Origin of the sequence: Halalkalibacter oceani, assembly GCF_023715605.1 — a bacterium.
GTDB lineage: Bacteria > Bacillota > Bacilli > Bacillales > Bacillaceae_D > Halalkalibacter > Halalkalibacter oceani.
Genome location: NZ_JAMBOL010000001.1, coordinates 506,396 through 516,604, shown reverse-complemented (window position 1 = coordinate 516,604; position 10,209 = coordinate 506,396). Strand labels below are relative to the sequence as shown.

The following is a 10,209-nucleotide window of genomic DNA, read 5'->3' as shown; positions in this document are numbered from 1 at the left end:
TCCCCTGTAAGAAATTTTAATTCGTTCTACTTCTATCCAGTAGTACTGGTGAGATTACTATTTGGTGTTAGTGAAATTTGGAGAATACACGAGTATTAGCGAGAAAATTAAACTTTATTGAGGGAGGTTTTTATGGACATTATTCTTTTTATTCTACTCGGCGGCCTGATCGGAATCTTTTCCGGTTTTTTCGGCATCGGCGGCGGGATCATTTTAACGCCGCTTTTGCTTTTACTCGGCTTCTCGCCAACCTTTGTAATCGGAACAAGCCTCATGCTTTCATTGGGAACGTCTATTTCAGGAGCGATTGCTCACTTTCGGATGGGGAATATTCAGTGGAAATACGTGGCGATTATTAATGTAATGGGAATTATCGGGACGCAGATCGCCCACCCGCTTATCACAAAATTGGAGTCGCTAGGCTATGCGGAAACAGCCATCTCTGTGTTTTACATAATGCTGCTCGGTTTTTTTGCCGTTACGTTATTAAAAAAGCAAAAAAACAAACAAGCAAGCAGACCGGCACCTGCTTTTCCCTTGTTGATCGCCGGACTTATCGGCCTTGGCGCAGGTTTTATTTCTTCCGCCTTAGGGGTTAGTGGCGGCTTTTTCATCGTTCCGTTATTAATCTCATTATTAGGATTAAAAGCGCCTCATGCCGTCGGGACGAGCCTGGCTTCTGTCGTCTTTATTGTCACGGCTGGCTTTATTTCATATAGTCTGTCGAGCACGTTGGATTACATTGCCGGCATTTCGTTGATTATCGGGACATTTCTTGGTGCTCCGCTCGGTGCTAAATCAACGCTTTTAGTGAAAGAGACGTTTATGCGGCTGTTGCTCGGAAGCCTTTATATTTGTATGATCTTGAGCGTTATCGTCAATCTCTTCCTCCCTTCCTTTATCGGCTTAATTATTATCGGCGCCTTTGCTTTGTTTTTCTTTACGACGCTTATTCGGCAAAAATGGCTCAGCAGAAAAGAGAAAGAAGCAGTCAGTTAATGTTTGACGTTCAAAAAAATGTCTCAACAGGTGAACGCCACCCGTTGAGACATGCCTGAGCTTAAAGGATATCGAGCCTCACAAGCAAAGCTAACAATATTTGCAGCAACAGTTGAATGTTAACGGCAATTTGTGTATCTGTTGTGCTGACATCGACATTTCGTGAATTTTCGACAACTGTTTTTTGATAGGTGATTTGTTTCATTTTCGTACTTTGCAGCAATTCCTGCGTAATCTGCTCCGCTCTTTCACTATCGGCAATCGAAATGCTGATCACGAGGGCGATCGCCGCCTGTAATGATGCCTGAAGCGACAATGCCGCTTTCGTATCGGTTGTATTGACCGTCACATCACAGGAATCTTTAATAAAAATATATTCCTCCGACAGCTGTAATGTTTTATTGACCTGATTTCCTTCCTGTGTCTCTCCCTCGGTGTTATTGCTTAATGGATGACAGGCCTGAGGATCGAGGGCTGACCACTTCGGCCTTTCTTCACTGCCTGCACTTGCTGAATAAAAGACATCTTGATTCATTGAATTTTTCCTCCCTTCCGTTCTACTTCACTGTATGCAAATTGTTCGCAAGTGCTTGGTCACTCGACCGATGGCTTATCATCCATTTTTTTCATTATCTCTTTTTATTAATAAACGTTTTGACATTGTGCACGTTGTTTGGACTTTGAACAAACGTTCTGCCAGGCTTCGCACCCCCGCTTTGACCAGGCTGTGGCTGCTCTTGCGACGGTGCTTCGTGAAAATCTTTATCGCTGATTTGCACGTTTTGATTAGCCAAAAAGTGTTCGACGTCCGCTTGCATTTTTTCAACGATTTCCTTCACTTTGTTACGCTCAGCTGACGTTAACTCCACCGAAGAGGTAACATTATACTTTTTTAATACTTTATTGACGACGATCTCCATTAACTGCTTCTGATATTGATCTGCCACTTTCCAACACCCTTTCCTTCTTTGATTCGTTTTTCGTAAATGGCATTACTACAATATGAAACAAGCACCACAAAGGTGTTAGGCAAGACAAAAAAATTAGAAGAGGCTGGTCGAAAGGTTTTTTTTACCTTTTGACCAGCCTCTAAGCAATGAGCGTAACCGGCGCGGGATTGTGTTAAGTGTTGTCTTTGCTACTTGCTACGCTCCACATTTCTACAATGCTTATTTTTTATCCTTATCAGAATTTAATTCGTCATAGAGGTCTTCCTTCAGTTCCTCATACATTTCTTCTTTCATTTCATCCTTCAGTTCCTCATAAACTTCTTCCTTCATTTCTTCGTATACTTCTTCCTTCATATCATCATAAAATTCGTCGCGTATTTCTTCCTTTAACTGCCTGATCCGCTTTTTGCGTGTTCGTTTGCCTTCTTTCTGATAATCGCTGCTAAACATGACGAGAATGGAAATGATCATTCCGATCATGATCGCCGCAAAAGGCAACGCGGCAATGATCGAAGCCGTTTGCAGGGCACTGAGTCCCCCGCCTCCGCTAACCAACAGGACGCTTGCCGTACCGGCAATCAAAAAGCCCCACAACATCTTAACAAATAAGCTCGGATGAAGACTGCCGTGTGACGTCATCGCTCCAAGGACGTAGGAAGCTGAGTCGGCTGACGTAATAAAAAAGATTAAAATGAGAATAACGGCGATAATACTCGTTATCGAGCTTAAAGGCAATTCCCCGAGCGTGGCGAACAAGGCGAGCTCGACATTTCCCATCACCAGCTCGCCAATGGGAGCTGCTCCGGCAATTTCCAGATTAAGCGCGGTGCCTCCAAAGGTCGTAAACCAAATTAATGCAAGCAACGAAGGGACGAGAAGCACGCCCGCCATAAATTCACGAATCGTCCGCCCTCGCGAAATTCTGGCAATAAACAGCCCCATAAACGGCGCCCAGGCAATATGCCATGCCCAAAAGAAAATCGTATTCGTACCAAGCCACGCACTTTCCGTAAACGGCGTCATCGTCAAACTCATCGCCGCCACATTCGTAATATAGCCCCCGAGTGTCGTCACAAAGCTTTCTGCAATAAACAGTGTTGGACCGACTGCGATGACAAAGACGAGCAACACAGCCGCAACAGCAAGGTTAATATTACTTAACACCTTGATTCCTTTATCAACACCCTTTGCTGCAGAAAACATAAACAGAAACGTGACAATAATGATGATCGTAATCTGGGTGAAAACAGAGTTCGGAATCGGTGAAATATAAGAGAGCCCGCCGGTAATCTGAAGAGCACTTAACCCGAACGTTGTCGCAACCCCGGTACATGTTGCAATAACGGCGAGAATGTCAATTGCCCGGCCGCCCCAGCCGTGAATCCGGTCTCCGATTAACGGATAAAAGGCGGAGCTGATCAACGCAGGCTGATCCTTGCGAAATTGCACATAGGCAAGCGTTAAACCGACAATCGAAAAGATCGCCCACGGATGAAGCGCCCAATGATAAACCGCATATCTCAGTCCAGCCACAGCGGCAGCCGGGGTTTCCGGTGTATAGCCTACAGGTGCATCATGGTAATACAATACCGGTTCAGCTACCCCCCAAAAAACAAATCCGACACCAATTCCGGCCGCAAACAGCATCCCGATCCACGAATACCATGTATACTCCGGCCGCTCATGCTGCTTCCCAAGCCTCAATTTACCGAATGGGCTAATGGCAATTACAAGGACAAACAACACAAAAAAAGCAGTGGACAGCATATAAAACCAGCCAAATGTTTCAATCATCCAGCCTAGTCCGACTTCTGCTGCACGCTCTAATGAACCTGGTGAAAGTGCCCCCCATAGAACAAATAATCCTACAATGATGGCGGAAATAATCAGCACACTTCCAGGACGATTTCTGTCTTTTTCTTCCATTTCAATCATTCTTTTTCTTCCCTTCTCTCCATCCTAGCTGACAGCTTTTTAGACAGTTTAGTTTACCCTCTTTTACCTCGGATTGAAACCTTTTTCTTGCAGGATGATTCTTTTTTCCTCCCCATGCTGACTTGTCCCACCTATTATGCTTCACTGCTTCTATTTATATAACGAAGGAGGTGATCATATGAACAATGAGCAGGAATCCCGTCTCACGTTAACATTTATTGTCGGGGTGAACGAGAATGGCGAGAACATCATTCGCCGAAAAGCGCTGGCCAATGTCAAAGGAGATGCTACGGATCAAGAGCTGATTGCGCTTGCCGAGGCCCTCGTCTCTTTGCAGGCATACCCGCTCGCCGAAGCAACACGAACGAATCATTATTCCCTTATGTAAGACCCACTGACAAAGACTAATCAAAAAAAGGAGTGAAACAAGTGAGCAAGCAACTTGAACTTTTGTTTGAAAACGAAACAGGACGCCAGGTGACCATCTCGCTTGATAATCCGCTTGAACCGGTGGATTCTGACGCCATTATTGAGGCCATGACAGCGATTGTCGAAGGAAATGTCTTATTCTCAAGCGGAGGAGATGTCGTCGCCATCCGCGGCGCCCGCCTCGTGGAACGCAATGTCGAGGACATTGAGCTTCCGCTATGACGCCCGTCGATCTATGGATTCCACTGCTCGCTGAATATGGCTTTCCTGTTGTGGTCACATTTTATTTGCTTCATCGTTTAGAGAAGAAGCTCGATAATGTCACAGTAGCAGTCGAACAGCTGCCGAGCAAGCTCAACCTATCAGACTGAACGTTGGAAGAGCCGCATCCGGTTTGGGAAACCAGACCCCGGATGCGGCTCTTTCTTGTAAAAAATAAGAATGCGTCGGCGCTGTGATTCAATAAAAAAATGATTCTTCCTGTATTTTACTGTTTTAGAAAAGGAATGTTCACGCACACTATCGATATGGAACTTCTATTACGATGACGGAGGAAGAGTGATGACGACAACTAATGTAAAACTGACTTCTTCAGAAATAAGCCTGCTATGGAATGATCGTCACAGTAATGATTTGACCAGCACCATGCTCAGTCAATTTTTGCAGCATGTGGAAAATCCGGTAATCGAACAGTTGCTTCAGGCGGCGAAAAGCAATTGCGATCATCAACTGTCAGAGCTTAACCAGCTCTATGAAGCAGAAGGCTTACCCGTTTCCGAAAGCTTGCAGGCGGAGCTGCATGACCATACTTCCAAATTATACTCCGACCAATTTTATTTGTTTTATTTGAACAACATCGCCAAATTTTCGATGCAAACCTATTCTTTAGCTTTAAGCAACGCTTATCGCCAGGACATTCGCCAGCTGATGCACCAGGCTTTGAACAAAGGTATCGAATTGCATGATCAAGTGGTGAAAGCGATGGCTGAAACCGGTGAGCTGATTCGTCCTCCTGCCATCGAGCCACCAGCCTCGATTTCCTATGTGCAAAAAGATACTCTTGTCGATCGTTGGACGAATGATAAACGCCCATTGACGGCGTTGGAGATTTCTAATTTTTTTAGCAATATTCAAAACAATGTGCTCGGACGCTCACTCCTGATCGGCTTCAGTCAAGTCGCCCAGGATACAGAAGTCCGCGACTATTTTATTAAAGGACGCGACATCGCCGAAAAACATTTGAAAATCTTTCGCGCCTTTTTGGACGATCATCATTTGCCAACTCCGGAAACATGGGATTGTGAAGCAACCTCTTCTACGAAGCCGCCATTTACCGACAAGCTGATGATGACTCATATTTTATACTTAAGTGCGACAAGTATTTCCAACTATGGTCTTGCCATTAGTAGTGAGGCGCAGAAAGAGACGATCGCCGCTTATACAAGACTCGCTGCGGAAGTTATGAAATTTGCTCAAGAGGGCACCAAATTGATGATAAAGCGAAATTGGTACGAGCAGCCGCCGGTTGGTCCTGATCGGAACCGATTTGCGAAACGTTAGCCTATGGAAAACGAACGCAAAGTGGAAGCGATTTTATGGAGTATTGCTTTTCCTGGCTTCGGCCAGCTTTTAAATAAGAAATACGTCAAAGGATTTATTTTTGTCACTCTTGAATTTGCCGTTAACGTTCAGGCGAGATTGAATGCAGCGATTATTCCCAGTTTTTACGGGCAAGGCCAGGCGGCTAATGACACCGTTAATTATCAGTGGATTATGTTTTACCCCTGTTTATATTTATTCTCGATGTACGATGCTTACCGTGATGCCCCGGGAGAGAGAATGCGCTATGCCGCCATTCCCTTTGCGGTGTCCGCCTATTGTGGAACCATCGGGGTGATTTATTCTCATCATTTTAAAATTGTCGGCTTTTTGCTTGGGGTCATATGGTCGCCGATCCTCTTTCATTTGACCGGTTTCCTCATTGGATTAGGGATACGTTTGATCGTCTTGACACTCGTGAAGCCACAGTCATGATCCTTCACCGCATGCTGTGGTTTTCGTTTCATACATAGTTTCCAGCTTCGAACTCATAATACTAGCAGGTTAAGTATCGGGAGGGAGATTTCGTGTCTTGGTTCACTCTAAAAAAACGGTTGGCGATTCCGACAAAGCAGACGGATCCCGAAGAGCCGATTACAACGATCATTCAACAAGCTATCTCTTCCAGTGACTTTTCCCATTACCAATTGCTCACACCATCACGTTCCGTGTGGCTGTCATTTTACCATACGTTAGTTGATAAGGATTCCTTACACGAAGAATTAATCAAAAAACTGCAGAGCAACCCGTTTTCCACATTGGAAGAAATCAAAACATTTGTGACATTAGGCACGCTGCAGCTGTCATCGGATGCCAAGCAGGTCAGCGACGCGTTAATGAGAGGACATGTCTGTCTTCAGTTTGAGGAATGTGATCCGCTCTGTTTGCTCATTCCAATTCCGACCGATACAAAGCGGGACATCTCGATTCCGGAAGTTGAATTCAGCGTTGTCGGGCCGAAGGAATCCTTTGTTGAATCACTTGATGTCAACATTTTTTTAGTACGGAAACGAATTCCCGTGCCGGAATTACGGACAACTGAATTTATCATCGGGAATCTATCAAGATCAAGAGTGTGCGTTCTTTATATTGAATCCATTGCCAACGAAGAAAATGTAAGGACGATGATTCAGCGGGTCAGTGACATTCAGTTCGATCAGGTGATCGACAGCTCCTTCATCAATCAGATGATTGAGGACAACTCAGCAAGCCCCTTTCCCCAATTTATTGATACAGAACGTCCTGACCGGGTGGCCGCCGCTCTTTCGGAAGGGAAAGTAATCGTCCTCGTTGACGGCTCTCCGCAGGCGATCACCGGTCCAACGACACTGATCGAGTTTTTCGCTGCTTTTGAGGATTACTTTATGTCCTGGCATATCGCAAGCGTCTTACGGTCGATTCGTTTGTTTTCCGTATGGTTCTCAATTTTCGCGACTCCGCTTTATGTATCTGTGCTTACTTATCATGCCGAAATCGTTCCACAGGATTTGCTGGCGACAATTATTCTTTCACGAAGCGCGATTCCGTTTCCGCCGATTTTAGAGGCACTCTTTCTTGAAGTAACGATTGAGCTGCTGCGCGAGGCGGGAGCCCGGCTTCCGACAAAGGTCGGGCAAACAATCGGTATCGTAGGCGGGATCGTGATCGGGACGGCGGCAGTCGAAGCCGGACTGACAAGTAACATCCTGTTAATTATTGTCGCCCTGGCCGCGCTGGCCTCCTTTACGACTCCCGTCTACCGGATGGGTAATACGATCCGTCTCCTCCGATTCCCGTTCATTATCGCCGCCCAGCTTTGGGGATTAATTGCCCTATCGGTACTGTTCTGCTTTTTGTTAATCCATTTGCTCACTTTATCTTCGCTCGGCCGTCCTTATTTAGCGCCGCTTTATCCACCAAGGCTCGCTGATTTCAAGGATGCCTTCTATCGCCTGCCGTTCAATTTTCAATCAGAACGGCCGCAACAACTACAAACGAAAAAGTCGAAACGCTTTAATGCAAAAAAAGCGAAAAAGAAAAAGGATATCGATGAAGGGCTGTAAATTAAAAAAGGACTGCCGTGAGCTGCGATCATGCTGACTTGCAGAAAAAAGGGGGAAAGGAAATGACTGAACACGCCAAACAATCCTTGCTTATCTCGCCTTTTTTGGTGTTTTATTTGATTCATTCGATGCAAATCGGGGTCGGCATCCTCGGATTCGCCCGCTACATTGCCGACGCGGCGGGTTTTCGGGCGTGGATCGCCGTCATTCTGACCGGCCTGATCTATCATCTCATCATTTGGATGATGTATTGCATTCTAAATGGCAGACAATCGCAAATCATTGAGATTAACCGCTTTTTATTCGGCACGCTATTCGGCCATGTCCTCAGCTTTCTTTTTATGATTTACCTGCTGTTTCTGTCAATTACTGTACTGCGAACGTACATTGAGGTCGTGCAGACGTGGGTTTTCCCCGATTTGCCGACCTGGGCGCTTTCTCTCAGCCTGCTTGTCGTTGTTTATTATGCGGTCACTCATGGCTTCCGTGTCGTTGCCGGCGTTTGCTTCCTCGGTGTCGTCGTGCCGCTATTCTTATTTTTAACAGCATTCTCTACGTTTGAGTTCGCTACTTATCGCAACCTGCTGCCATTATTTGATACATCCTTAAAAGTTCAGCTTGATGCTGCGATGACGATGACATTAAGCTATCTCGGTCCGGAAATTCTGCTCGTCTTTTATCCCTTTATTAAAGACGGTCAAAAGTCGCAAAAGTTTGCTCATTTTGCGATTCTGTTTACGACGTTTATTTATTTATTAATCGCCATTTTAACGTTCATTTTCTACAGTGAAAACCAGCTAAAAACGACTGTATTTCCTACATTGAGTGCATGGAAGGTCGTCGAGCTTCCCTTTATTGAACGATTTGAATATTTAGGGATCGCCACATGGATGTTCGTCATTCTGCCAAATATCACGCTTGGCATCTGGGCTGCGAGCCGCATGCTTAAACAGCAGCTGAATATCGCCCATCGCCTCACGCTCCCGGTTGTAACGATTGTTGCCTTTGCGATTTCCCTGCTCTTTGAAACCCGCGTGCGGATCGACGGCTTAAACAATGCGGTTGCGCTTGCGGGCAGATATGTGACCTATCTCTATATACCTGTCTTGTTTATTCTGATGAAATGGAGGACAAGGAAGAAAACATGAAACTCCGATTGATTTTATTATTTTGTCCGCCTCTCCTCTTAACCGGATGTGTCGAGACGTTGATCCTCGATGAGCTGCAGTTTATTCATTCAGTCGGCTACGACTATATTGATGAAGATAGGGTCGAAGGAACAGCGAGTGTACCGATTTATAAGATGGAGGAACAGGTTGGCAGTGAGACGATTTCCGCGGTTGCCTCGACAAGCCGTGATATCCGGCTGGAGCTGAATGCAAGATCATCAAAGCCATTGCACAGCGGGAAGATATCCTCGATTTTGTTCAGTGAGGAGATGGCACAAAAAATGGGAATCATGCAGATCCTTGATTCGTTTTCCCGCGATTCAGCAGTCGGGATGCGGAACTTCATCTGCATCACCAGGGATTCTCCGAAAAAAATGCTGGAGCTGTCATCCCCCTTGGAGATTGATATTGCTGTTTATATTAAGGAATTAATTGAACAGAATATTGAGCGGCAGAACATTCCGCAATCTAATTTTCATTTGTTTTTAAAGCGGTATTATGAGGACGGGCAGGATCCATTTTTGCCTTATTTAAGCTTAAAGGGAAACACGATTCAAATTGAAGGGGTCTCGCTCTTTCAAGGCGACCGTTATGTAGGTAAATTGAACTTAAAAGAAGCGTTTATGATGAAGATTCTGCTCGAACCGTTCGCAAATGGAACCTATGAAGTTTCGCTTCCCGAAGAAGGAGAGTATGCCGTACTCCGCAACATCCATTCAAAGGCCCATTATCATATTGAGCGGAATACGAATACGCCCGCAATCAAGATCGTCATTAATTTCACCGGAAAATTAAATGAATACTCCGGCGAAAAGCTTAATGAACAAAAACTCACTGAAATTGTCGAGACGTTAAAGCAGCAACTGGAAAATGATATTGTGGCGACAATCGGCCTGTTTCAAGAAAAAAACATTGACCCGCTCGGGATCGGCAGCCGGGTGAAAGCGCGTAATTACGGCTTTAAGCTTGACGAGTGGAAAGCGTATTATCCAAATGCTAAGGTTGATGTCACCGTAAACGTCAAAATTAAAGAAACCGGGATTCGCCAATAACAAAGCAAGTCAGACCCGGTCCGGAGTTTGTCTT

General features: G+C 45.3%; 12 protein-coding genes. 9 read left to right on the top strand and 3 right to left on the bottom strand.

Annotated elements, in window-relative coordinates:
- The first annotated feature begins 132 nt into the window (after positions 1-132).
- Positions 133-999: a sulfite exporter TauE/SafE family protein gene (locus tag M3202_RS02605; protein WP_251221793.1), complete on the top strand. Its 867-nt coding sequence runs from the start codon at positions 133-135 to the stop codon at positions 997-999.
- A 61-nt stretch (positions 1,000-1,060) separates the two neighbouring features.
- Here M3202_RS02605 and M3202_RS02600 read toward each other — a convergent pair whose 3' ends face one another.
- The 3 genes from M3202_RS02600 to M3202_RS02590 all read right to left on the bottom strand — a co-directional run bounded on the left by M3202_RS02600 (position 1,061) and on the right by M3202_RS02590 (position 3,884).
- Positions 1,061-1,534, bottom strand: a complete 474-nt coding sequence (locus M3202_RS02600) for a spore coat protein (protein ID WP_251221792.1) — start codon at positions 1,532-1,534, stop codon at positions 1,061-1,063.
- 94 nt (positions 1,535-1,628) lie between these two features.
- Positions 1,629-1,946 (bottom strand): hypothetical protein, encoded by a 318-nt coding sequence (locus tag M3202_RS02595; RefSeq protein ID WP_251221791.1) that lies wholly within the window; start codon positions 1,944-1,946, stop codon positions 1,629-1,631.
- A 222-nt stretch (positions 1,947-2,168) separates the two neighbouring features.
- Positions 2,169-3,884: a BCCT family transporter gene (locus M3202_RS02590; RefSeq protein WP_432805961.1), complete on the bottom strand. Its 1,716-nt coding sequence runs from the start codon at positions 3,882-3,884 to the stop codon at positions 2,169-2,171.
- A 178-nt stretch (positions 3,885-4,062) separates the two neighbouring features.
- Here M3202_RS02590 and M3202_RS02585 point away from each other — a divergent pair, with 178 nt between their 5' ends.
- The 8 genes from M3202_RS02585 (at position 4,063) to M3202_RS02550 (ending at position 10,175) form a co-directional block, all read left to right on the top strand.
- Positions 4,063-4,272 carry a DUF1659 domain-containing protein gene (locus tag M3202_RS02585; protein WP_251194310.1) on the top strand — a complete coding sequence of 70 codons (210 nt, stop codon included), beginning with the start codon at positions 4,063-4,065 and terminating at the stop codon, positions 4,270-4,272.
- Between the two features lie 41 nt (positions 4,273-4,313).
- Entirely contained in the window at positions 4,314-4,535 is a 222-nt protein-coding gene (locus M3202_RS02580) for a DUF2922 domain-containing protein (RefSeq protein ID WP_251194311.1), read from the top strand.
- Complete coding sequence (locus tag M3202_RS02575; protein WP_251221790.1) at positions 4,532-4,684, top strand: YvrJ family protein; 153 nt, start codon at positions 4,532-4,534, stop codon at positions 4,682-4,684. The genes M3202_RS02580 and M3202_RS02575 overlap by 4 nt, the downstream gene beginning before the upstream one ends.
- Before the next feature lie 190 nt (positions 4,685-4,874).
- A complete protein-coding gene (locus tag M3202_RS02570; protein ID WP_251221789.1) occupies positions 4,875-5,873 on the top strand; it encodes a DUF3231 family protein in 999 nt (332 codons plus the stop codon).
- A gap of 3 nt (positions 5,874-5,876) precedes the next feature.
- Positions 5,877-6,347, top strand: coding sequence for a hypothetical protein (locus M3202_RS02565; protein WP_251221788.1), 471 nt, complete (start codon positions 5,877-5,879; stop codon positions 6,345-6,347).
- A gap of 92 nt (positions 6,348-6,439) precedes the next feature.
- A complete protein-coding gene (locus M3202_RS02560; RefSeq protein WP_251221787.1) occupies positions 6,440-7,954 on the top strand; it encodes a spore germination protein in 1,515 nt (504 codons plus the stop codon).
- A gap of 62 nt (positions 7,955-8,016) precedes the next feature.
- A complete protein-coding gene (locus M3202_RS02555; protein WP_251221786.1) occupies positions 8,017-9,102 on the top strand; it encodes a GerAB/ArcD/ProY family transporter in 1,086 nt (361 codons plus the stop codon).
- Positions 9,099-10,175, top strand: coding sequence for a Ger(x)C family spore germination protein (locus M3202_RS02550; protein WP_251221785.1), 1,077 nt, complete (start codon positions 9,099-9,101; stop codon positions 10,173-10,175). The genes M3202_RS02555 and M3202_RS02550 overlap by 4 nt, the downstream gene beginning before the upstream one ends.
- Positions 10,176-10,209: the final 34 nt, after the last annotated feature.

Coding starts and splice junctions, on each gene's coding strand:
- M3202_RS02570 (WP_251221789.1), top strand. CDS start 4,875: ATGACGACAACTAATGTAAAACTGACTTCTTCAGAAATAAGCCTGCTA.
- M3202_RS02590 (WP_432805961.1), bottom strand. CDS start 3,884: ATGATTGAAATGGAAGAAAAAGACAGAAATCGTCCTGGAAGTGTGCTG.
- M3202_RS02555 (WP_251221786.1), top strand. CDS start 8,017: ATGACTGAACACGCCAAACAATCCTTGCTTATCTCGCCTTTTTTGGTG.
- M3202_RS02600 (WP_251221792.1), bottom strand. CDS start 1,534: ATGAATCAAGATGTCTTTTATTCAGCAAGTGCAGGCAGTGAAGAAAGG.
- M3202_RS02550 (WP_251221785.1), top strand. CDS start 9,099: ATGAAACTCCGATTGATTTTATTATTTTGTCCGCCTCTCCTCTTAACC.
- M3202_RS02575 (WP_251221790.1), top strand. CDS start 4,532: ATGACGCCCGTCGATCTATGGATTCCACTGCTCGCTGAATATGGCTTT.
- M3202_RS02605 (WP_251221793.1), top strand. CDS start 133: ATGGACATTATTCTTTTTATTCTACTCGGCGGCCTGATCGGAATCTTT.
- M3202_RS02565 (WP_251221788.1), top strand. CDS start 5,877: ATGGAAAACGAACGCAAAGTGGAAGCGATTTTATGGAGTATTGCTTTT.
- M3202_RS02585 (WP_251194310.1), top strand. CDS start 4,063: ATGAACAATGAGCAGGAATCCCGTCTCACGTTAACATTTATTGTCGGG.